Source organism: Bacillus sp. THAF10, assembly GCF_009363695.1.
In the GTDB taxonomy this organism is placed as follows: Bacteria; Bacillota; Bacilli; order Bacillales; family Bacillaceae_I; genus Sutcliffiella_A.
Genome location: NZ_CP045403.1, coordinates 3,918,705 through 3,941,708, shown reverse-complemented (window position 1 = coordinate 3,941,708; position 23,004 = coordinate 3,918,705). Strand labels below are relative to the sequence as shown.

At 41.4% G+C, this 23,004-nt stretch carries 23 protein-coding genes; 22 read left to right on the top strand and 1 reads right to left on the bottom strand.

Annotated elements, in window-relative coordinates; genetic code table 11:
• Nucleotides 1-11 precede the first annotated feature (11 nt).
• From FIU87_RS20075 to FIU87_RS20020, 13 genes are all read left to right on the top strand, one after another.
• On the top strand, nucleotides 12-389 hold the full coding sequence (locus tag FIU87_RS20075; protein WP_152446226.1) for a DUF1761 family protein: 378 nt from the start codon (nucleotides 12-14) through the stop codon (nucleotides 387-389).
• Nucleotides 390-508: 119 nt separating this feature from the next.
• Nucleotides 509-1,030, top strand: a complete 522-nt coding sequence (locus FIU87_RS20070; RefSeq protein ID WP_152446225.1) for a sigma-70 family RNA polymerase sigma factor — start codon at nucleotides 509-511, stop codon at nucleotides 1,028-1,030.
• Nucleotides 1,023-1,853, top strand: a complete 831-nt coding sequence (locus FIU87_RS20065) for an LCP family glycopolymer transferase (protein ID WP_152446224.1) — start codon at nucleotides 1,023-1,025, stop codon at nucleotides 1,851-1,853. Before FIU87_RS20070 ends, FIU87_RS20065 begins: the two co-directional genes overlap by 8 nt.
• Nucleotides 1,854-1,951: 98 nt before the next feature.
• On the top strand, nucleotides 1,952-2,812 hold the full coding sequence (locus FIU87_RS20060) for an LCP family protein (protein ID WP_253905474.1): 861 nt from the start codon (nucleotides 1,952-1,954) through the stop codon (nucleotides 2,810-2,812).
• A gap of 313 nt (nucleotides 2,813-3,125) precedes the next feature.
• The gene (locus FIU87_RS20055) at nucleotides 3,126-3,338 is read left to right on the top strand and encodes a hypothetical protein (protein WP_152446222.1); all 213 of its coding nucleotides are present in this window, start codon (nucleotides 3,126-3,128) and stop codon (nucleotides 3,336-3,338) included.
• A 165-nt stretch (nucleotides 3,339-3,503) separates the two neighbouring features.
• Entirely contained in the window at nucleotides 3,504-3,641 is a 138-nt protein-coding gene (locus tag FIU87_RS21160) for a hypothetical protein (RefSeq protein WP_172971133.1), read from the top strand.
• 233 nt (nucleotides 3,642-3,874) lie between these two features.
• Complete coding sequence (locus FIU87_RS20050; protein ID WP_152446221.1) at nucleotides 3,875-4,735, top strand: MurR/RpiR family transcriptional regulator; 861 nt, start codon at nucleotides 3,875-3,877, stop codon at nucleotides 4,733-4,735.
• Nucleotides 4,728-5,753, top strand: coding sequence for a serine hydrolase domain-containing protein (locus tag FIU87_RS20045; RefSeq protein ID WP_152446220.1), 1,026 nt, complete (start codon nucleotides 4,728-4,730; stop codon nucleotides 5,751-5,753). Before FIU87_RS20050 ends, FIU87_RS20045 begins: the two co-directional genes overlap by 8 nt.
• 30 nt (nucleotides 5,754-5,783) lie before the next feature.
• Entirely contained in the window at nucleotides 5,784-7,052 is a 1,269-nt protein-coding gene (locus tag FIU87_RS20040; protein WP_152446219.1) for an ABC transporter substrate-binding protein, read from the top strand.
• Nucleotides 7,053-7,076: 24 nt separating this feature from the next.
• On the top strand, nucleotides 7,077-8,027 hold the full coding sequence (locus FIU87_RS20035) for a carbohydrate ABC transporter permease (protein WP_152446218.1): 951 nt from the start codon (nucleotides 7,077-7,079) through the stop codon (nucleotides 8,025-8,027).
• Between the two features lie 10 nt (nucleotides 8,028-8,037).
• A complete protein-coding gene (locus FIU87_RS20030) occupies nucleotides 8,038-8,862 on the top strand; it encodes a carbohydrate ABC transporter permease (RefSeq protein WP_152446217.1) in 825 nt (274 codons plus the stop codon).
• Between the two features lie 31 nt (nucleotides 8,863-8,893).
• Nucleotides 8,894-9,805, top strand: coding sequence for an N-acetylmuramic acid 6-phosphate etherase (gene murQ, locus FIU87_RS20025; RefSeq protein ID WP_152446216.1), 912 nt, complete (start codon nucleotides 8,894-8,896; stop codon nucleotides 9,803-9,805).
• Between the two features lie 368 nt (nucleotides 9,806-10,173).
• Nucleotides 10,174-12,216: a catalase gene (locus FIU87_RS20020; RefSeq protein ID WP_152446215.1), complete on the top strand. Its 2,043-nt coding sequence runs from the start codon at nucleotides 10,174-10,176 to the stop codon at nucleotides 12,214-12,216.
• A 43-nt stretch (nucleotides 12,217-12,259) separates the two neighbouring features.
• Here the strand turns inward: FIU87_RS20020 and FIU87_RS20015 are convergent, their stop codons facing one another.
• Nucleotides 12,260-12,583 carry a winged helix-turn-helix transcriptional regulator gene (locus tag FIU87_RS20015; RefSeq protein ID WP_172971132.1) on the bottom strand — a complete coding sequence of 108 codons (324 nt, stop codon included), beginning with the start codon at nucleotides 12,581-12,583 and terminating at the stop codon, nucleotides 12,260-12,262.
• A gap of 101 nt (nucleotides 12,584-12,684) precedes the next feature.
• Between FIU87_RS20015 and FIU87_RS20010 the strand changes: the two genes are divergently transcribed.
• The 9 genes from FIU87_RS20010 (at nucleotide 12,685) to FIU87_RS19970 (ending at nucleotide 22,999) form a co-directional block, all read left to right on the top strand.
• A complete protein-coding gene (locus FIU87_RS20010; protein WP_152446213.1) occupies nucleotides 12,685-13,176 on the top strand; it encodes a lactoylglutathione lyase family protein in 492 nt (163 codons plus the stop codon).
• Between the two features lie 19 nt (nucleotides 13,177-13,195).
• Entirely contained in the window at nucleotides 13,196-14,173 is a 978-nt protein-coding gene (locus tag FIU87_RS20005) for a zinc-binding dehydrogenase (protein WP_152446212.1), read from the top strand.
• Between the two features lie 93 nt (nucleotides 14,174-14,266).
• The gene (locus FIU87_RS20000) at nucleotides 14,267-15,070 is read left to right on the top strand and encodes an alpha/beta fold hydrolase (protein WP_152446211.1); all 804 of its coding nucleotides are present in this window, start codon (nucleotides 14,267-14,269) and stop codon (nucleotides 15,068-15,070) included.
• 303 nt (nucleotides 15,071-15,373) lie between these two features.
• The gene (locus tag FIU87_RS19995; protein WP_253905473.1) at nucleotides 15,374-16,240 is read left to right on the top strand and encodes a heme-dependent oxidative N-demethylase family protein; all 867 of its coding nucleotides are present in this window, start codon (nucleotides 15,374-15,376) and stop codon (nucleotides 16,238-16,240) included.
• Nucleotides 16,237-16,716 carry a dimethylamine monooxygenase subunit DmmA family protein gene (locus FIU87_RS19990; protein WP_152446209.1) on the top strand — a complete coding sequence of 160 codons (480 nt, stop codon included), beginning with the start codon at nucleotides 16,237-16,239 and terminating at the stop codon, nucleotides 16,714-16,716. Before FIU87_RS19995 ends, FIU87_RS19990 begins: the two co-directional genes overlap by 4 nt.
• A 6-nt stretch (nucleotides 16,717-16,722) precedes the next feature.
• Entirely contained in the window at nucleotides 16,723-17,682 is a 960-nt protein-coding gene (locus FIU87_RS19985; RefSeq protein WP_152446208.1) for a PDR/VanB family oxidoreductase, read from the top strand.
• A gap of 347 nt (nucleotides 17,683-18,029) precedes the next feature.
• The gene (locus FIU87_RS19980; protein WP_152446207.1) at nucleotides 18,030-19,208 is read left to right on the top strand and encodes a ParM/StbA family protein; all 1,179 of its coding nucleotides are present in this window, start codon (nucleotides 18,030-18,032) and stop codon (nucleotides 19,206-19,208) included.
• 13 nt (nucleotides 19,209-19,221) lie between these two features.
• A complete protein-coding gene (locus FIU87_RS19975; protein WP_152446206.1) occupies nucleotides 19,222-19,803 on the top strand; it encodes a hypothetical protein in 582 nt (193 codons plus the stop codon).
• Between the two features lie 457 nt (nucleotides 19,804-20,260).
• Nucleotides 20,261-22,999: a GTP-binding protein gene (locus FIU87_RS19970; protein ID WP_152446205.1), complete on the top strand. Its 2,739-nt coding sequence runs from the start codon at nucleotides 20,261-20,263 to the stop codon at nucleotides 22,997-22,999.
• Nucleotides 23,000-23,004 lie beyond the last annotated feature (5 nt).

Below are 23,004 nucleotides of genomic sequence, written 5' to 3'. Positions count from 1 at the left end.
AGGAATAAAAAATGGAAATCATCGACTTAAATTTAATAGCAATTTTAGCAGGAGCTGTGCTCTACGCTGTATACGGAGGTATTTACTACTCGGTAGTACTCGGGAAAAAGAAAGAATTCATCCAATCAGAAGGACCAATTAAATACATGGTAGCCGTACTGGTTGCCATCCTAAGCTCTGGCATCATGAATGTCCTCATTGGAGCTTCAGGAGCAATTGGATTAGGAGAAGGTCTGTTTCTTGGTCTACTGGTAGGATTGGTTATCACCCTTGTGTATTTAAAAAACATGCTTTTTGGACTAATGAGCAAAAAGGCATTTCTCATCGCAATCGGCGATCATCTCGTCATTTTCACATTGCTTGGCGGCCTACACGGCTTACTAAATTAACAAAAGAAACGCAAAAATGTGTGACAACTGCACATTTTTGCGTTTTTTATTTTTTTTTGAAACAATTTCACCTGCACAATCGTCCAACAATTGCTCTAAAGAGAAAGAGGCGAGGTAACGTGAAAGAAAAAGAGAGAGATTTTTTACTGGAGAAAGCCATGGTGGAGTATGGGGATCAGTTGACGAGACTAGCATACTCCTATGTTAAAGACGCGGACATGGCAAAAGACTTGGTGCAAAACACATTTATAAAATGCTACACCACCATAGAAACTTTCAGGCATGAATCAACATTAAAAACCTGGTTGTACCGAATAACCATCAATGAGTGTAAAGATTATCTTAAAAGCTGGTCGTATAAAAAGTTTTTGTTGCTTGAGCTATACAACAGCAACAATAATAGCTCGTTATCTCCAGAAGAGGTAGCAATAAAGAATTGGGAAAAAGGCAGAGTAAAAAGTACGATTTTCTCCTTACCTCCAAAATATCGTGAAATTATTTTCTTATATTATTATGAAGAGCTAACAATGGAGGAAATATCAACGCTGCTAGGGTTACCGATTAGTACTGTTAAAACCAGAATTAGGCGTGGAAAAGATAGGTTGAAACAGACCATTGAAAGGAAAGAAATCAATGAATAATGATAAAAAAGAAATGGAATCTATCTTTGAAGGCTTTGATGAAGTGAAATTCGATTCTAATGATCGAAAGAAGGTATTTAACACCTTAAAAAACAAAAGGGATAAAAAATTTCCTTTTACCCGTCTCAAGCCAATACTGATAAGCTCTTTATTCGGCTTGGTAGCAACTGTTTTGTTTTTTAGTATTTTTACTGATTTTAATAAGGAAGATCGACAAAGTGCTGAAAATAGTGAAAAACATCAAACAGGTTTTCTGTTTATTTCAAATGAAAATTATCGAACATCTTTGATTTTTGTATTGTCGTATAGCCCAAATACGGAATCTTTAAATGTTTTATCAGTTCCTAAAAGTTTAAAAGTACCCTTATATGATGCTGATGGAAATTATAGGAGCAGTGATAAAGTCTTACATGCTTATGGCTATGGTGGGGCAAACGGAACTAAGGAAACCTTGAAGAATCATTTCACTCAAAGCCCACCCGATTTTTACATGGAGCTAACAGAATCAGAATTTATTGGTTTCATTGATTCCATTGGTAATGGAGAAGAGGTATTGGCTGCTCTTTTAAAGAGGGACCAGGCACCAATGAATGAATTGGAAATGGCCGAAGAGGAGCATTACCAAGTTCTAAGCGATCTACTAGAGCGAACAATTGCAAGAGACAAAGAAAAAAGTCTGTTGGGAGTTAACTTACCTGATGAAATAAAGATAGATTCAATCCAGGTTGCGAGAATGCTAGAAGCTGAAATTTCAAACGAATTATTTTTTTACACCTTGGAAGAGGACGAATTACACGAAATTAGAAATAGTCTAAAACAATAAGACGTGAGGGTATTACAATGAGCAATTTTTCTAGAAACCAAAAAAGAGTAATAAGACGGAAAAAATTTATATGTTTACTGTTACTAATTCCAGCTGTAATGATTTCAGCCTTGTTTCTCTATGGATATTTCCAATATAAAAATGCTTATGATAACAATATCAGGGAGACTGTTTTAGCTCGCTCCGATATTGAGTTTAACGGTGCGGTGAGTAGCGACCAAAAATATAATGTATTGCTTCTAGGTACTGACGCGAGAAATGGTGAAAATTCGAGGGCTGATACCATTATGGTTGCTCAATTTGATCAAAAAGCGAATAAAAGTAAATTAATTTCAATCATGCGGGATTCCTACGTAGAGATTCCAGGTCACGGTTTTAACAAAATAAATGCTGCTTATGCCAATGGAGGAGTGGAAACTTTAAGAGAAACACTTCAACATAATTTTGATATTGATATCCATTACTATGTAATCATCAACTTCACCGGCTTCTCTAAAGTGGTTGATACAGCTTTTCCAGATGGAGTGGAAATTGACGTAGAAAAAGATATGTCTAAAGGCATCAATAATAGTTTGGCGGCAGGCTTTAGTACATTGAATGGCGAACAACTATTAGACTATGTGAGGTTCAGGCAAGATGAAGAAAGCGACTTTGGAAGAGTGCGCAGACAACAAGAAGTCCTCAAAGTATTGAGCAGTGAATTCTCGGAAATAAATAATCTTGTAAAACTTCCAAAAGTGATTGGAACTATTTCACCCTACGTTAAAACAAACCTCGATACTAAGCTATTACTCTCAATGGGACAGACTTTTCTGATTGAGGAGCAGAAGAGAATAGAAACCCTAAGAGTCCCTTTGGACGATACCTATACTGATGAAAGATATGAACATGCGGGATTAGTCCTCGAATTAGACTTAGAAACAAATAAAGCGGCTATAGACGATTTCCTAAATGAATAGTTTGTATAACTAAAAGAACGTGACAAAACAAAGGATTGTCTCTTTAACTGTTTCCGTTACCTATAAAAATGCCTATCAATCTGTATGCTAAGGCGATGTTTTTGCACCTCTATTTGCAACTTAACAATACGCATGGTAAGACCCCAATACACCTTCAATTTAGGAGGGAAATTCAGAAGGATAAGTGGGATTTTATGTTAAAATAAAATTTAACATATGCGTTATTCCGTTATAGGGCAGTATTATTGAATAAGGATTTTGCAATATTAATAAGTTTCTACTAAGCATTTTATAGGGGAGAGCAATAAATAAGATGAAACAAGTCTTTGAAAAAGTAATATATTTTATTTTTACTTTATTTATTTTTACCGTGTTATGGAAATTAATGGCGGTTTTATGGGACGCTTTTGTGCCTTGGAATTATAAAACTGACTTACTAGGACTTTTTGTGGTAACACCACTACTAATAGCAGCGGCTTTTATTTTATCAAGCTTGTCTTTTAAGATTATAAAGAGTTCAAAATAATAAGCCCTTACTGCATTCTCTTGAGCGATTGCAGCACTGTTGATTGCTCCTTACATATGAATAGGCTAGGTTACTTGAACAAGCTTGTAACTTTATGTCGTTAGAATCGTAGGAGTATTAAGTAAGAATTCATAGATAAACAATGATATTGATAGGGGAATTGAAATGGAATTAATAGTTGGAATAGCTATAGTACTAATTGTGTTTTTTTCTTCAAGCATAATTGAAAAAAGGTTAAAAAGCATAGAAAAACAAAACAATCGTGTAATAGAAATACTCGAAGAAATTAGAGATAAAAAATAAATTGTTATTCCACTAAATAGGAGCGATTATTGAATAATCCTCTACCAAGATATACGATTTAAAACTCAGTTCATTTTGGAGCTGGGTTCTTTTTTTGCTTTATTTATTGGTGTAATGACTCCTTTGAAAATTATGCAGAAAAAACGTGAAATAAAACTACAAAAATTACATTGATTTATGAAACTTTATTTTATAGAATAGAAGTAAGAAATATCTGAAAATGAGGAAATGCGATGAATAGTGAATTGGTTTTCATTCAGGAGAGCTTACATACGTTTAAGCCGACCGAACGGAAGGTAGCGGAGTTTATCCTTAGAAATCCAGATGAAGTCATGAATATCTCCATCCAAAAGCTTGCAGAACGAGCAGAGGTGAGTGAAGCGACGATCATCCGGCTTTCTCGTTCGTTAAAATGCAGAGGCTTTAAAGAGCTGAAGCTAAAAATTGCTTATGATCTTGCGAAATCCAAAGCCGAGAAAAAACTTGAGGGCTATGAGGATATTCCAAGAGACGATTCTATCGCGTCGATGATTCAGTCTGTTTCCCGAAACAACATCCAGGCGATTGAAAACACGGTCGATGTGTTAGATGGCGAGGAGCTGCAAAAGGCGATTGACCTCCTCTCTAAAGCAAGAGTCATTGCGGTATATGGGATTGGAGCATCTGGGTTAGTCGCCATGGACTTTAAGCAAAAGCTTACGCGAATTAACAGATGGTGTGAGGCAGCTTATGACAAGGATACACAGGTGACGATTGCGGCAAATCTCTCGAGAGCAGATGTGGCATTTGGCATATCCTATAGCGGTCAAACGAAGGATATTATCGATTCGTTAAAGGTTGCAAAGGAGAATGGCGCAAAAGTGATTACGTTGACAAGAAGTGGAACAAATCCAACCTCTTCCCTTGCGGACGTGAAGCTTCATACAACAAGCTTAGAGCGCAATGTCCGAAGCGGTGCCACGAGCTCCCGAATTGCGCAGCTAAATGTGATCGATGTGTTATTTTTCGGCGTAATGAAGCTTGACCAGGAACGAAATATAAAAGCCTTGGACAAAACGCGCAAGGCAGTGGGGGCTTCTAAACAAAATGTATAAGGAATACCTTCAAAAGCTTGTCGCAGACCGAGACATCCCTGGTGGTGTACTCTTTGTCCTTCAAAAAAAGCAGCCCATATTCTATGAGGCAATAGGAAGTTTTACAGGAGCAAATCTAAAAAACTATCAGATAACGAAAGATACACTTTTTGATGTGGCTTCTCTGACAAAGGTAGTGGCAACCCTGCCTGCTAGCTTATATTTGATGGCTGAGGGCGCCCTTAGTTTAGAGGCACAGGTAAAGCATTTTCTACCAGACTTTCGCCATGATGGCATCACAATTGGGCATCTGCTTACTCATAGGTCTGGGCTTTCCCCTGATTTACCTTTTAAGGACAGAGGTTCTCAGCGGGATGTGCTGGAAGGTATCTACATGCAAGAGCTCGCACACAAGCCTGGAAGCCAAGTTGCCTACAGCGATCTTGGCATGATTCTACTAGGAAAAATTATTGAAAAGGCAAGTGGGGAGAGGTTGGATGCTTTTGTAGAGCAGCGCATTTTTACTCCATGGGGACTGAAAAATTCCCATTTCCATCTACCAGAAAATTTGAAAGCGCTTGCTGCCTCTACTGAAAAATATCAATCTAGCTTTATTCAAGGCGAGGTACATGATGAAAAAGCCTTCCAACTTGGAGGGGTGAGTGGCAGTGCTGGATTGTTTTCAACCGCACAAGACATCTCCACATTTGCTCATCATTTTTTATATCCGGAGGAGCAGAGCGTCATTCCTGCTGCCTGGATGCGCAAGGCAACCCAGCATGTTCAAGGGAACAGAGGGCTTGGCTTTGAGGTTTGGAATGGGGAAGGGGACCCGCTATCATGCGGAGCGCATTGGCCTGTTGGTTCTTTCGGCCACACCGGCTTTACCGGCACAAGTATCTGGATGTCGCCGCAGGATGAACTGGTGGTTGTTTTTTTAACCAATAGCGTTCATTACGGGCGCTCCTTAAAAATTCGTACCATCCGCAAGAAATTACATTCGTTGATTTACTCCGCTACTACAGGGGAGATGTCATAAATTTATTAATGATAACAAGGGGGATGTACAGTGAAGGGGTTAAGTAAAGTTTGGTTGCTTAGTTTGATGGCGATTATGTTGGTCGTTTCTTCTGCTTGTTCCAACGATACAGGCGGAAACAATAGTGATGGGGATGAAGTTACGCTTACGATTGGAAGCTGGCGTACAGAGGACACGGAGAATTATAAGAAGGTTATTGCAGCGTTTAACGAAAAGCACCCTGATATTAAAGTTGAATTTAAGCCGTCTAAAAATACGGAGTATAACACCATTTTAAATACCTCTTTGCAAGCAGAGGAAGGTCCGGACATCATCCACCTTCGTCCATATGCACCAGGTCTTGAGCTTGCAAAAGCAGGCTATATTGAGCCAATCGATGGTCTAAACGGATTGGATAACTTCCCAGAATCTACCCTAAAGGCATCTCAAAGTGCAGATGGGAAACAATATGGCGTACCTTTAAACCTAAGTACTACGCAAGTATTTTACAACAAAGCAATTTTTGAAGAGCATGGTATTGAAGAGCCAAAAACGTGGGATGAGTTCATCGCGATTAATGAAAAATTATTAGATGAAGGCGTAACTCCAATTGCATTAGGAACGAAAGAAGGCTGGTTGCTTTCTCTAACACATGGTATTTTCGGTCCAGCTCACTGGGGTGGGAATGCTTTTGTAGATAAAATTTCTAAAGGCGAAACGGATTTCACAAGCCCAGAGTTCAAGAAATCTGTGCAAGCTATGGAAGACTTGAAGAAATACTTCCCGAAAAATTCTGAAGGACTTGGCATGGAAGATATTCGTACCCTATTCTTTACGGGCCAAGCAGCAATGTTCCCGCTTGGAAGCTGGGAAATTGAAGTGGTCCGTGGCATGAATCCTGACCTTGATTTTGGTTTCTTCCCAATGCCGTCCGCAACAGGTGGCGACCCTACGATTACTTCATGGGTAGATGGTTCTTTTGGTATCAATGCGAACTCTGAGCATAAGGAAGAAGCAAAGAAATTCTTAGAGTTCTTAACAACAAAAGAGTTTGGAGACCTGTTTACGAAAGAGTTCAAAATGATCAGTGCCAATCCAGAAGTACAATCGGACGATGAGCTGGTGAATAGCTTAAGTGAGGCAGTAAACCAATATTCTACTCCGTACATGATGCTTGTTCATTTTGCTGGTGGGAACCCAACAACAAAGGTGACCATTGAAACAGAATTACAAGGCATGTACATCGGCGACCAAACGGTAGATGGCGTGGTGGAAAAAGTACAAGAAAGTGCAGAAAGCTGGTTTGAGCCGTTTAAATAATAAATTACCAAGGTGGCGGGAAATATGCAGATTGAAACTAGCACACCCATAGTGAAAGAGAAGAAAACTAGGAATTGGAAAAGATGGGGGATCCATCTTTTCCCGATTCCCGCCCTGCTAATTTTTAGTATTTTCATTGTTTATCCCCTTGTTGCAGCCTTGTCCTATAGCTTTTACGACTGGAACGGCATCAGCAGGGGTGCGTTTATTGGTCTGCAAAACTTTGTGGACCTGTTTACCCTCCAGCCATTTAGCGACAGGTTTTGGAATGCTGCGCAGCACAACCTTCTTTATTTTGTGGTCCAAATGATTGTTCAAAATGGCATTGCCTTCCTACTGGCGTTTATTATTTATAAAAAAATCAAGGGGGCAGAGTTCCTCAAGATTGCTTATTTTTTGCCAAGGCTACTGTCTGTCATTGTCGTAGGCTTTCTGTGGAAGCTGATTTTGAACCCGAATTTTGGGGCATTAAATGTGTTGCTAGGGAAATTTGGCCTCGAAGATCTCCAAAAAGCATGGCTAGGCGATCCGGACACCGCGCTCATGGCTATTATTCTCGTAAACTGTTGGTTTGGGATTGGCTTTGCGATGTTGATTTTCCTTGCAGGCTTACAGAACATTCCGAAAGAGCTAATGGAGGCGGCCACACTAGACGGAGCAAACGGGCCAAAAATGCTCACAAAAATTATTTTACCGCTAATGGTACCGTCAATCATGATTATGACTGTATTGACGTTTATTCAGTCCTTTGAGGCGTTTGAACTGGTATATGCCATGCAAGGGTCACAAGGAGAGCCATATTTCTCCACAGATACCCTGGCTGTATTTTTCTATCGTCTTGCCTTTGGAGGCGGGGCAGGGGACTCTACCGCAGTAGGACTTGGGTCCGCACTTGCTGTTGTGTTGTTCCTCTTTATCGCAACATGTACAGCACTACTACTTAAACTGATGCAGAAAAAACAAGTGGAAATGTAGGTGATTGAAGGTGAAACAGACAATATGGACAAGACCGCTTTACTACACGATTGCCTTTGTATTTGCCACCATCAGCTTGTATCCGATCGTCTTAATGGTGCTGTCATCGTTTAAGCCGAGCGCAGAAATTTTTATGAATCCACTGTCTCTTCCGAAAAGTTTTAGCCTTGATACGTACCGCAGGCTGATGGAGGAAGTGCCTTTTATGACCTATTTTTATAATAGCGTCATTGTCAGTGTGATTTCTGTGCTTCTTATCCTTATCACGACGTCACTTGCGGCATTTTATATTGCAAGATATACATTTTGGTGGAACAATCTGCTCTTCTTCTTTTTCCTGATGGGCATGATGATTCCAATCAAGTTGGGAATTGTTCCGTTATTTATTTTGATGAAAGATTTAGGATTATTAAATTCTTTATGGTCACTAATTTTCATGTACACCGCGCAGGGTATCCCGTTATCGATTCTTATTTTGACAGGCTTTTTCCGAACGATGCCAGTGGAGCTCGAGGAAGCGGCACGCATGGATGGTGCAACAGATCTCCGCATACTGTGGAGCGTCCTGTTGCCTCTCATCAGACCAGCGCTTGGTACTGTCATGATTATCAACTTTATCAGCTCATGGAATGACTTTTTCTTTCCGCTAATATTTATTACAGATGACTTGAAAAAGACAATCCCCGTTGGAATGCTTTCTCTCTTTGGAGAATATTCCGCGGACTGGGGGACACTATTTGCAGGCTTAACGCTATCCTCCCTTCCTATGATTATCTTGTTCTTCGTCGCATCTAAACAATTTATGGACGGCCTGACAGCAGGGGCTGTGAAATAAACTGTGGGCTTATCAGGAAAGGAGGTTGGAAATGAACGAACTGAATCCAACGTACTTAACAGAAATGAAAAATCAACACTCTGAAAACCTTCATGATTTCTCCACCATGGAAATCATCCAGGTTATGAACCAAGAAGATAAAAAAGTTGCCTCTGTGGTAGAGAAAGCTCTTCCTCAAATTGCTGCAGCCATTGATCGCATCACCAAAGCGCTAGAAGGGGGTGGCAGGCTCTTTTACATCGGTGCAGGCACAAGCGGTAGGCTCGGCGTGTTAGACGCCTCAGAATGCCCGCCAACGTTCGGAGTGCCAGGCTCTCTTGTGAACGGACTGATTGCAGGCGGAGAGCAAGCCATCCGCTATCCGATTGAAAACGCCGAGGATGATGAGAAGGCTGGAGAGGACGCGGTGGTTGGGCAGCTGACGAGCCAGGACGTTTTGGTTGGTATCGCTTCAAGCGGCAGAACACCTTATGTTTTAGGAGCAATAAAAAAGGCGAAGTCTCTTGGAATTCCGACAGTGGGAATCTCATGCAATACCGGCTCTGAATTATGCCAGTTGTCTGACTTTCCAATTGAAGTGCCAGTCGGTCCGGAAGTGGTAACAGGCTCCACAAGGCTTAAGGCAGGCACCGCACAAAAAATGGTGCTTAATATGATTACGACCGCGGTGATGATCAAACTAGGGAAGGTGTATCAGAACCTGATGGTCAACGTCCAGGCTACGAATGAAAAGCTTCGCAACCGTTCAATCTCTATTATTTGCGATATAACAGGCGCAGATGAAGATACTGCTCGAAAAATGAACCTCAAGGCCAATGGGGACACACGAGTGGCCATCTTAATGATTTTGTACGGAGTTAGTGTTCGGGAGGCGGAGGAGGCTATTCAAGCCAGCAACGGACATTTTCCGAAGGCTGTGCGCGCACTTGCGAAGGGTAAATAATCTTTTGGTCGTCCTCTTTATGGGGGCGGCTTTTTTTATTGAAGGCAAAAGTTACCCCTAGCTACCAATCACGGTTAGTTCGCGTGAGCTTTCTAGATAAATGGGAACCTTTGATGCATTTTTAAAAAGGTTTGGAGGTAACGGAGGAAGCTTGCGAGATAAAGGGGCAACCTTTCGAGCAAAAGCGCAAAACTTTGGAAATACCGTACCTGGACAACCCCCTATATAGGACAATATCCCCCTTTTCCCTCTCGTACCAAAAAACCCCAATTTTCTTGTTTTCCCTTCCTCTACATGGGGTACTCTAAACAGGTAGCTATTTTTTCCAAGAAGCATTACATAACCTCATAAAGGAGTGGAATGGCGAATTGAGTAAAAAAGTGAATGAGCAAAGCAAGCACGAGCAACTAGAACAGTACCGTACAGACGACGAAAACAAAACGATGACCACCAACCAAGGAGTCAAGGTCTCAGAGGACGAATTTTCCCTAAAGGCTGGAGACCGTGGACCCACACTCATGGAGGATTTCCACTTTAGAGAAAAAATGACTCACTTTGATCATGAGCGGATACCAGAGCGAGTTGTTCATGCAAGAGGCTTTGCCGCACATGGCGAATTTGAACTTTACGAATCAATGGCAGAGTATACAAAAGCAGGTTTTCTGCAGGACCCTGCCGTTAAAACACCTGTTTTTGTACGCTTTTCCACGGTTGCCGGGTCTAGGGGGTCTGCGGAAACGGTCCGAGATGCCCGCGGTTTTGCCACGAAATTTTACACAGAAGAAGGGAACTATGACCTTGTCGGAAACAACATTCCTGTATTCTTCATTCAGGATTCGATTAAGTTCCCAGACCTTGTACATGCCCTTAAACCAGAGCCACATAATGAGATGCCACAAGCGGCGTCGGCACATGATACGTTTTGGGATTTTGTCGCTAACAATCAGGAATCTGCACATATGGTGATGTGGACGATGTCTGACCGGGCAATCCCCCGCAGCTTCAGAATGATGGAGGGCTTTGGTGTCCACACCTTCCGTTTCGTCAATAAGGAAGGCAAGGCTCACTTTGTGAAATTCCACTGGAAACCTGTGCTCGGCACCCACTCTCTTGTCTGGGACGAGGCCCAAAAAATTAACGGAAAAGACCCCGATTTTCATCGCCGAGACCTTTGGGAGTCGATTGACAATGGTGATTATCCGGAATACGAGCTTGGCGTACAGCTTTTAGCAGAAGAGGACGAGTTCGCATTCGATTTCGATATTTTAGATCCAACAAAGCTATGGCCGGAAGAGGACATTCCTGTGAAAGTCATTGGGAAATTGACCTTGAACCGCAATGTGGACAATGTGTTTGCAGAAACAGAACAAGTTGCATTCCACCCAGGGCATGTCGTGCCGGGCATTGATTTCTCCAATGACCCGCTACTTCAGGGCCGGTTATTTTCCTATACAGACACACAATTAATTCGTCTTGGTGGTCCTAATTTTCACGAACTGCCAATTAACAGACCTGTTTGTCCTTTCCACAACAACCAACGTGATGGCTATGGCCGGCAAACGATAAACAAGGGGCCTGTTAGCTATCATAAGAACTCATTAGCTTCTAACACCCCCGCACCTGCTAGTGAAGAGGAGGGCGGCTATGTTCACTACCAGGAAAAAGTGGAAGGGAGAAAGGTGAGAAGCCGTAGTGACAGCTTTAAGGACCATTTCTCTCAGGCAACCTTGTTCTGGAATAGCATGAGCCAGCCTGAAAAAGAACATATCAAATCTGCCTTTAGCTTTGAGTTAGGAAAGGTAAAGAGTAAATCCGTTCAACAGCAGGTAGTCGATATGTTTGCAAATGTCAGCTTAGATCTAGCCCAGGAAGTAGCAGAGGCTATCGGTGCAACCACACCGAATGTGCAAGCTTCCAACGTGACTAAATCTTCTCCAGCACTCAGTCAGGAAAATACGAATAAATTAGCAGCGACAAGGAAGGTTGGCGTGATTATTGCCAACGAGTATAACTGTAAGGAAGTTTCCCCGATTTTAGAAGGGCTAAAAGCAGAAGGACTGCAACCTGAGCTAATTAGCTCCAAGCTTGGAACAGTAACGGGTATTGGTGGGATGGAATTGGAAGTCGACCACACCTTTTTAACCTGTGATTCGGTACTTTTTGATGCGCTCTATGTGGTTGGAGGAAAGGCAACCGATAAAAAGTTTGACAGGGAAACCACTTACTTTGTACAAGAAGCCTTTGACCACTATAAGCCAATTGGAGCTACGCATGATGGCGTGCAGTGGCTGGAGAACCTTGAACTGCAAGGTGCAGCAGGAGTGATCACGGAAGACACTACTGAAGGCTTTGTGCCAAAATTCTCAGAAGCAGTAGCAGCTCATCGCTTCTGGAGTAGGGACGTCGGGTAAGAAAGAAGAAAGACTGTCAGAATTATTTTCTCTGACAGTCTTTTTATTGCTCATCCGAACAGCTTTCTGTTCCCCATTTGCATAAGGATTTCATGGTTGGTTGCAGGGTCATGGCGGCTTCTGTAAGCTCATACTCAACATGCAATGTTTTTCCAGGGTATTCTGTTCGTTTCACCATGCCTAGCTGTTCTAAATCCCGTAACTGATCTGTTAAAACTTTCCGATTTATCTCTGGAATTTCTCTTTCTAATTCAGAAAATCGCTTTGGTCCATTTTCAAGCGCGCAATATACTTGAGGTCGCCACTTACCACCAATTACGTCTAACGCCCGGTTTACCGGGAAATTTGTCGGTTTCACGTGAAACATCGCCCCTTTTGTAGTTACTTAAAAGTACGTACTTCCATTCATAATAATATTATTTTACCCTAACACTAGTAGCAAATAAAAAGTATTAGGAGGAATTTTTTATGCGATATCCACGAACTTTTTCACATATTGGTTTATCTGTTCCAAATTTAGAAGATGCAGTCAAGTTTTACACAGAAGTAATGGGCTGGTATGTAATCATGGAACCAGCAGAAGTGGTGGAGGATGATTCTCCAATTGGTGTGATGTGTACAGATGTGTTTGGTGAGGGCTGGGGTAAGTTCCGAATCGCCCATTTATCTACAGGTGACAAAATAGGCGTCGAGCTGTTTGAGTTTCCAAACAATGAAAAACCGAAAAACAATTTTGAATACTGGAAGACAGGAATCTTTCATTATTGTGTCCAAGACTCTGACATAGAGGGTCTAGCAAAGAAAATTGTCGAGCATGGCGGAAAACAACGTATGCCAATTCGCGAATATTACCCAGGTGATAAGCCGTTCCGCATGGTATATTGCGAGGACCCATTTGGGAATTTAGTCGAAATTTACTCTCATTCTTATGAATTAACCTATTCTGAGGGAGCATATTAATTTTTTGGAGATGAAAAAAATGAATGCATGGCTACTAACAAAAGCAGGAAGCTTAGATAATCTTGTTTGGGGAGAAATCGATACACCGATGCCAGAAGCGGGAGAACTACTTGTAAAAGTAAAGGCTGTTGCTTTAAACCCTGTTGATTATAAGGTTGCGATCAATGGAAATCCTGCCTGGTCCTATCCACATATCGTTGGAGTGGACCTTGCAGGAGAAGTGGTTGAAATCGGGCAGGACGTAGTAGACTTTAAGGCTGGAGATCGCGTAGCCGTTCATACAAACCTTTCCCAAAAAGGTGCATTCGCGGAGTTTGCTGCGGTTGACGCTAGAGCAACAGCCCTCATTCCAGATGGTGTATCCCTTGAAGATGCTGCGGCCATCCTTTGCGCAGGAATGACGGCATATGAAGCGGTAGTACAAAAGTTAAATACCACGCATAAACAAAATATTTTAATTCATGCTGGTGCTGGAGGAGTTGGTGGCTTTGCCATTCAACTAGCAAAGCTCCAAGGCTTACATGTGTTTACAACAGCCTCAAGTGAAAACCACGAATGGGTAAAAAATTTAGGAGCAGATGTAGCCATAGATTATCACAAAGAAGATGTAACAGAACGTATTTTGGCAGAAACAAATGGGAGAGGTGCGGACCTGATTTTAAATACTGTTGGGCGCGAAGTAGCGACGGAGGATGTAAATCGTCTAGCATTCTCCGGGCATCTCGCATACATTGCAGGAGCACCAGATTTATCTAATGTAAAACCATTTTCCTTATCCCCATCCATCCATGAGGTAGCATTAGGCGCGGCTCATGCTAGTAAGGACGAGAGGGCAATCAGAAATCTCGCTTTTATGGCAGAGAAGTTAATGGAACTGGTCCAAGAAAACAAGCTTAACACTTTAATATCGAATGTAATTGAGCGTGAAAGCTTAGTGGAGGGGCTAAAAGCACTCCAAGGCAGGCATGTTCGCGGGAAAATAATCGTGAAAATGTAATCGGAGTTGACAATCCTGGTGTAACAAGTGAAATAAATCCCCCTTTCCGAAAATATACTGTCATAGAGCAGTAAAGGAAAGGGGGACTTTTATATGCCGAAAATAGAAGTTAGTTCAGGTGTTGAGCTAGTTTATGATGATCATGGAGATGGCACGCCTGTTCTTTTTATCCACGGTGTCTGGATGAGTAGGAAATTTTTTAAAGAACAGCTACCATACTTCAGTAAGGATTTTCGCGCCATCACTGTCGATTTAAGGGGGCATGGGGACTCTTCGAAGGTTCAGGAAGGACATACTATCGCCACCTATGCCAAAGACCTTCACAGCTTTATTCAAAAGTTGGCACTCATGGACGTGGTGTTGGTTGGCTGGTCGATGGGGGCCTTTGTGATTTGGGAGTATTTAAATCAGTTTGGTGAAGAAAATGTCAAAGGGACCGTCATTGTGGATGAGTTAGCCTCTGATTTCAAGTGGCCTGACTTTGAAATTGGTGCCTTTGACCTTGCTACCTTGACTCATTTTATGCGCGAGGTTCAGGATAATCGTGAGGAGTTTTTGAAGGGATTTATTCCGTTAATGTTTAAGGATGATGTTAGTGCTGACGACATGAAATGGATGTTAGAGGAGACCACAAAGCCTCCGGCAGGTGTAGCGAGCGCCATTTTATTTGATCAATCCATCGTCGACTATCGTTCCGTATTCCCTAGCCTTACCACGCCAACGTTACTCTGCTTTGGCAAAGAGGAGAAGCTGATTCCAATCGCTGCCGGAGAGCACCTTCATGACTCCATAAAAAATAGCAAGCTCGTTCTTTTTGAAAACAGCTGTCACTGTCCTTTCCTAGAAGAAGTGGAAGCTTTTAACAAGGAAGTTGCGAATTTTATAAAGTCACTTTAGAAGAGGGCATTGTGAAAGATGTTGAAAAGATAAAAAAAGTTTTCCAGCTGTAGATTGGCGAAATCCATTGACTGGAGACCCCCAGGCGCAAAGCCTGAGGAGGCTCAGGACGCGGAGCCATATTCAGAAATCTACAACGGTGTTTAATGAGCCTGATAGCCATTTGCTGTCAGGCTCTTTCTGTTTTACAATTGAACTATCTAATTTTTCTGAAAAAAGAGGTGAAGTAACCTGAAAGAGCTAGCGAGTTTTCCATACCCGTTTACAAGCGACACTTATAGATATTCTAATAACTCCATTCCATTGAATCCTCCCTCAAGTGTAGAAATCACCGATAACTATCAAAAAGAAATAGAGCTAAAAAGATCATTATTGCAACACCATACCAGCCGCTGTTTTCATGCCTTTCCGCATACCAAACAAGCGCAATGGGAAGCGTTAGAATTGGTGATAGAACATCTTACCACTTTTTACCCTGCCCATTTTTCTATCAAAAAGGAAGGGGATATATGGACATTTGAGAATAAAATATTAGATGAAAAGGTGACGTTCTGCTTTGGTGATGACTCGGAAATGGAGCATCCGCTTAATTTTATTGGCAGGCACGTACAGGAGGACCTCATTCTCATGCTACAAAAGGACAGCGATCTGTTCCTAGATGCCGGGCAACTTTGCTTTCCGGCGAATTGGTCGATTGCCTTCAACCATGGTATGAGCTTTAGAGACCTGCACTTTCCGATACCTGGCTTTAAAGAGGAAGGTCTGGATGAGCGAATACTGAGGTTTTTGTTAAAGCTTGAGGCAGGTAATCCTTGGTGGCGAAAGAACTGGTCGCTAATGGCAGGGAACAGGCTGGATACCTCTTTAGAGACATTTGCAGAATGGGGAAAATTGCGAGGACAAGTGACAGCTGACAATGCCGGGCACCTTGTACATGTAAGAGTGGAGGTACAGAAGTTATTTCGATTACCGGGCACGCATTCTATCCTTTTCACCATCCACACGCACTTGCTTTCTCTAGAAAAGCTAATCGCTAATCCGGCCTGGCATCGACAATTCTATCAAATCATAAAAGAACTACCAGCAAGCATAGCAGAATATAAGGGGATTTCATTATACCGAGATAGTGTTTTAGCTTATTTAGAAAAATACATGGAGAGAAAAGGATGAAAGATGTTTTTACTTCTCCTGTTTTTGTACCTGGAAAAAGAAAGTATATTCTGATAGCAAAAGATAATAATGATCCATTGCTTCTAAAAATAATAGATGCGTTAAAAAGAACAAATAGTCCCTTTGAGCAGTGGGTATATTGTGACGAAAAGCCATTAGAATTAGTTGATGTTATCAAACTTCAAAAGGTTGGCACCTATTTTTATATAGCTTTGAATCAGCAAGCAATCTCTATATTGAGACCGAGCTTAAGAGGTATTGGGCTTACATCAGGTGAAGTGCAGTATATCACTACTGTTGCTAAAGAGAAAACGGTTTTCTGTAGCCGTTGCCACGAAATTTTTTCTGTCCAAGAGATTGGGAGGGGAGAGGTGTCGTGCCCTGCTTGTCAATTAAGATTAGAGGTATCCGAACATTTTTCTACAATAAAAAATGCCTATATGGGTTATGTAGCAGCCAGTGAGTTAAAGGAGTAGATTTGTTTGAGTCAAGAGAACTATATTGATGTATACATAAACAAAATTATAGAAGAGACTTCTAGCATCAAACGCTTTGTTTTGAAGGCAGTGGATGGTGGATTTCTGCCTCGTTTTAGTCCTGGTTCCCACATCATTCTTAACCTAGCAACCAATCAAGGGGTGATAGATAGAAGGTACTCCCTTGTAAATGATCCTGCCCAAAGAGACGCATACGAAATTGCTGTTAAGCTGACAAGTGACTCAAAAGGGGGGTCCTCCTACTTGCATCATCAAGCTGCTGAAGGTGATAGGCTGCAAATAAGCTTACCTAAAAACTATTTCACAATAAGTTCTTCTGGCACTCATCATGTCTTTTATGCGGCTGGGATTGGCATTACTCCCTTTCTTTCCATGATGCATACATTGAAGAGGGAAGGGCACTCCTTTGAACTCCATTATGCAGCACGTTCCATAAAGGAGTGTGCGTTTTATCCGTATTTAATTACTCATTTTGCTGACCATGTATCGTTTTATTTTTCTAATCAACAACATCGGTTAACAACTCGGAGCTTACATGATCACTTGATTGGGACACATGTTTATTTTTGTGGTCCACCTGCCTTTATTTCCATTTTCATTAAGCAAGCAACAGAGATTGGCTTTCCGGCCACTCACATTCATTATGAGCATTTTACTCCCCCAATTAGCTCGGAGCAGGGAGAGGCATTTACAATAATATTGAACAATGGAGAACACATCAAAGTAAAGGAAGATATCTCTGTTTTGGATACCTTACTTGCTGCAGGATATTATGTCCCTTCTTCCTGTAAAATTGGCCGCTGTGGAACTTGTGAAATTAAAGTGAAGGCTGGTTCTGTACTTCATTTGGATGATTTTCTCTCAGAAGAAGAGAGACGAGAGAATGAAACGATGATTACTTGTGTGTCGAGGTGCAGTGATAATTTACTAGAATTGGATATTTAATCAGAGGAATAAAAGGGATAATATGGTTGAAATATTAAAGTTTACAAAAATCGTCTACAAGTATACAAAATGTATACGGTTGTAAACGTAATTGGTTTACATGTATACAAACACGTAAACATGCTGGTATATATGGATGTGTACAGTTTATGTAAACAGGTATACCTAAAATGTAGACATGTTTGCAAAGTAAACACAGTTGTAAACGTTTTTTACACTTTCATTACTTTTACGATGAAGGATTGATTAGTGGAAGAACTTTAGGTACGCTTAAATTATACTTACTAGATTTTTTTACTACTTAAGGAAATCAATATTGAATAGAGGAAAAGAAAGGAAGATGTCAAATGAGTAAATCTAGAATCGCGGCAATTGATGTTGGTAACGACTCTATTAAAGCTATTTTTGGAAAACTAGAATCAGAATTGAATATTCCAAACGTAATTGCTAGAGATATTGAAGATCGTCCTGTAATTGGAATTGAGGAGCTTGATAATAAGGATCCCCTTGATGGCATCCATGTTCGTGTACACTCCCCTGCCCTGATGGACAACAATGCCATTTATCGTATTGGTAATCTAGCAACAAAAAGTAAGAATGCAACTGAGCTAGATCCAGGGAGCAGTAAATCTGAAGAAGACCAAACATTAGTGATGCTATTTGCGACGTTGGCGTTGGATGCAGTTCATGCGCAAAATGAAAAAGTTTTTCCTCGTAATAAAAATGTCGTTGATGCTAACTATACGTTAGGTACTGGATTACCGCTTCGAGAAGTGAAGGAAGGCAAGGATGCTGGGTATCGTTCAAAATTACTAGGCTCTGTGCACCAAGTAGAGTTTTTGGTAACACCAAAATACCAAGGCATGAAAGTGAACATCAAGTTCGATGAAATCAAGGTTTATCCAGAAGGCTTTGCTGCGTACATCAACTTAGTTTTAGATAATGATGGAAATATCATTAACAAAGACCTCATTGATAAGCGTATTTTAATTCAAGATATCGGTGGTCTTTCAACGGATATTGCTGTCATTAAAAACCGCAATGTGGATGACGATAAAGCGCAAGGCTTTAACCTTGGTGTATCAGAAGCGCTAGAGCAAATTAGGGAAGAAATTTTGTCCAAGCATGGTGTGGAGCTGGACAGCCGCTCGGATGTAGTGGAGATTATTACGAAGAAGAATGATCGTAATCACATTATGGTACGTGGAAGCAGAACGAGCGTACATGATATTACAGATCGCATTCTGCTTGATTTGGCGAAAAAGCAATATCGATTGCTTAGAAACGTATGGCAGAAGAATTCTCAATCAGAAATTTGCTATTTTGTTGGCGGCGGTTCAACGGTTTTAAAAGAATACTTAAAAACCTTAAACAATAACCTAGATGGGTATAATATTGACTTTTTCGAGGATGAAAAGGAAAGCATTTGGATGATGGCGAATGCTTATTACAAATTGATTTCTGACTTTGTGAAGAAAAACAACAAAGAGAAAGAGTCGAAAGAACAAAAACCAGTGAAAGCATAATTAGGGTGATGGGATGAAGAAAACAAATGCTAGTCAGGGGATTCAGCGCGGACAAGCTCTTTCCTTCCGCATTCCCTCTGACACACCAGACCACCTGATTAAACATTTACAGCGGCTTAAGGAAACGGAACGACGTAATTTTTCAAGCAAAATTGCCGACTTTGTCCTACAAGGCGTAACACAATCACATGCTAGGGAAAAAGAGACCATTTCGATCCCGCTTCCTAAAAGCTTATCAAAAAGCCAGCGGGATTGGCTGAAGCATCAGCATTCAGAGGCCTTGTTAGGCAATATTGTCTACCAGCTTCTTTCAGATCCAGTGCGTGCAACCAGCATCCTAGCAGCAATGAACAGTAACTCAACTGACATCGATCAGGCGCTATATTTGCAAGGCGAATCCATGTATACAGATGATTCATCACCATCAGAGAAACTGGAGGCTAGTTCCCCTATCTCTGAAGTAGAGGATGATTTAGAAGCCATCGATTGGGACGCAGCACTTCAGGAACAAGCTTCCACAGAAGAAAAAGAAGAGCTAGAGGTCGAGGATGTCGACAAACTGCTCGGAGATTTTTTATCACATATGAATAAATAGTACTAAAATGAAGAAACGCGAGAGAAATTATTATCTCGCGTTTTTGTATTCTATTTTTCTTATTTAAAGTAGTTTCTAGCTGGTGATTGGAGCAAATGGCGGAGACTCCGGAGAAAAGAAGCGATTGACTGGAGACCCCACAGGCGCAGCCGAGGACGCTCGCAACTCGCCCCGCTGACGCGGAGCCATTTTGCGGAAATCACCAGCGGACTTACATTTAGTTTTTAAATGAAAAACCATTCGAATTTCCATCTTTTCCCGGGAAATAATTTTTTCAAACGAAAATAGTAAAATGATGAGTATTTGTTTGGGAAAAAGGGTATAAGATAATGGTCCAAAAAACGCAAAGACTTACGAACTATATACAAGATGATAGAAAAAAAATACACATCACTTTGCATTTGAAAGTGCTCATTATTAGCCAGTAAAAAATGGTGAATGATTGGTGGGGGATAATATGACACAGGAAAACAAATTAATCAGTAAAACGTATTTTGAAACGTTACTCTTGGATGTAGAGACAAAGCATCCCGTGCAAGCTCTCGGGGAAGCGTTTTTGGCCGAACAAGAAAATGAAGTGGCCGACCTATCCTTTATCCGCTTTGCTCAAGGTGAGGTTTATTTTCACAGCAAAGATTACGAAAGTGCTATCTTTAAATGGGAAAATGTTCACAATGAGCTAGGGCCATGGGCGAAAAAGAACATCGCCGATTCCTATTTTGAGCTTGGAATGCTCGTGGATGCGGAAGACATATACTCCAAAATTACGACAGACAACTCTACGCTTAAAATTGAAGTTGCTCTCCAACTATTCACTCTCTATATCCAACGAGGGAAGCTTGAACATGCCTATAAAAATATTAAAAAGGCTATAGCCATCAACCCTGACTATCCACATGTTACACAAACAGCCCGTACGTTTTATGAAGAGCAGGATGACCGTCAGCATGCGATCGAGCTTGCGGTGCATGAGTCCATAAGAACGCGTTCAGAGGCTTGGTACGACTGCTTGCTGAGCTATATTGATGCAGGCTATGCAACAGAATTTAGTCCAAGCTATTTCCAAGAAGTTCTTCATGTGCTACTAGAAGAGAATAAGCAAAAGTTTGAAAGCCTAGTAGCAGCCCTATGGCAAAATTACGATAATCACCCTCAATATTTAGAATGGGTGAAAACCGCAAATGGCATTTTTACCTCGCTTGAGAGGGATTCAGAAGTATCATGGACAAAGGTAGAAGGACTGCACCAACGCACGTATTTATCCTTAATTGAAGGCAAATATTTGATTAAGGAATTACAAGGAATTGTACCGGACTTACTAGGCAACTGGCTGAAGGTATCAAACAGATCAAAATCTCTATTTGCATCTGCAGCAGTAATGTCCTGGAACGAGGTTTTTCCAACAGCATTATCGGCTCACGTCTTGGAGGATGCTGAAAACCGCATTTTCCATTACGAGCACGACAGCATCCAGGTTAATTACACGGTGGAGTTATTCAAAACATTGATAGAATGGGCCAAAAATAATCATTTGGTTGTTGCTCATCAGAAAAAATGGTTGTTTTCTCAGCTCAGTAACCTAAACCGAAAACATCTTGTTGTAACAGGGACTGTCCAGAACGGAAAATCATCCTTTATTAATTCCCTCATCGGCGAGAAATTGTTAGGGGAGGAGACTGCCCCAGTGTTTGTTAGCTCGGATGGGGACATTGCAGAAATGAACGAAATTACGCTCGATGAAACCACTGCTCTAGGAGAGATTACCGACCATCGACTAGGGTCCATTATTGACCTGAAATGGCCATCAGCATTCCTAGAAGATCAAGAGTACTCCTTGATCAGCACACCTGAGTTTGAAGGCCAGAATGTGGAAGGAAATGAAACAATGAAATACATTCCACTTTCGGATGGATTGCTGTACATTTTAGATGCTCAAACACCATTTACCGAAGAAGAGCTAAAAGTGCTTGTGAAAATTAAAGAGCGTGCACCGGAAATTCCTGTACACTTTGTGCTAAACAAAATGGACACAGCTTTCCATGAAGCCGAAGCAACGCAAATCGTCGAGGAAGCGAAGCACCGCATCAACGAGTTTTTCCCTGATGCGAGAGTGTTCCCTTATTCTTCCCTACGTTCTGCGAGCAAGCAGCATCAGAATCTTGCTCATTTTATGGAAACAAACTTCAAGCTTCGCAGTAAAGCAGTGGAAGAGCGTCGTACCTCTAAGCTATTGCAGTTGATTCGCTCTACTTTAACAGAGCTTCTCAACAGCAGAATTGCGATGGAGGACAATTTAAAAGGGACAGTAGATTTTCATGAGGACATCTTAAGCCGCCTGAGTGGATTTATCCATCACATGCATGATACAGAAGCGGAAAAAATTCAAAGCATCACAGAAGGGTACCGCGCTGTTACGATTGAAATGAAACGAGAGGCCATGAAGACGATTCCTAAGCTGCTTCGTGAATGCTCAAGCTATGTGAAGGAAGACAGTAATTTCAAAACGCTTCATCTCGAATTAAACGAGCGAATGAACGAAACCATCGCTACGTATATGCATTCAGACCTCTTACCAAGGCTGCGTCAGGAGCTGCAACTATGGTTAGATACCTCTAACCGCGAGCTCAAGGACAGCCAGGAATACTTGCAAGGCATGAGCGACACCTTCAATGCCTTGTACAAAGAGGAAAAAATGAAGCTTGTTTGCGATTTTAAAGTAATGGAAGACTGGCGTAGGGACATCAACCGAATTCTAAGCAGGGTGGAAGTGGAGAAACAAAACATCCTGAATCGTCCAAATACGACTCAATACCTGCTAAAAGGTGCCGGTCGTTTGTTCGGCTCGCTGCAACAAAGCAACCAGCTTCTCTTTACTCAGTATAAAAAATACATTGAAAACGAACGCTTCACTGACGTTGCAGAGGATGTAGTCAATAAATTCTTCCTTGAATTCGATCTGTTTGAAAAAGCGCTTAAAGCAGACATCAACCTGTTCTACGAGGGAGCATTCCTCGATTTAAACCATACAGTCGAGGAAACAGAAGCAACCATTGCCCATGCCAACAAAAAGCTAGAACAAATGCAAGCAAGCCCTGAGCGCTATTACGACCCGCTAAAACTGTTTGAAGTGCGCTTGCTTCAATACGAGTTTATGGTGAAGGCGTGCGAAGATAACGCGTATATTCCAACGCATTAATAGAA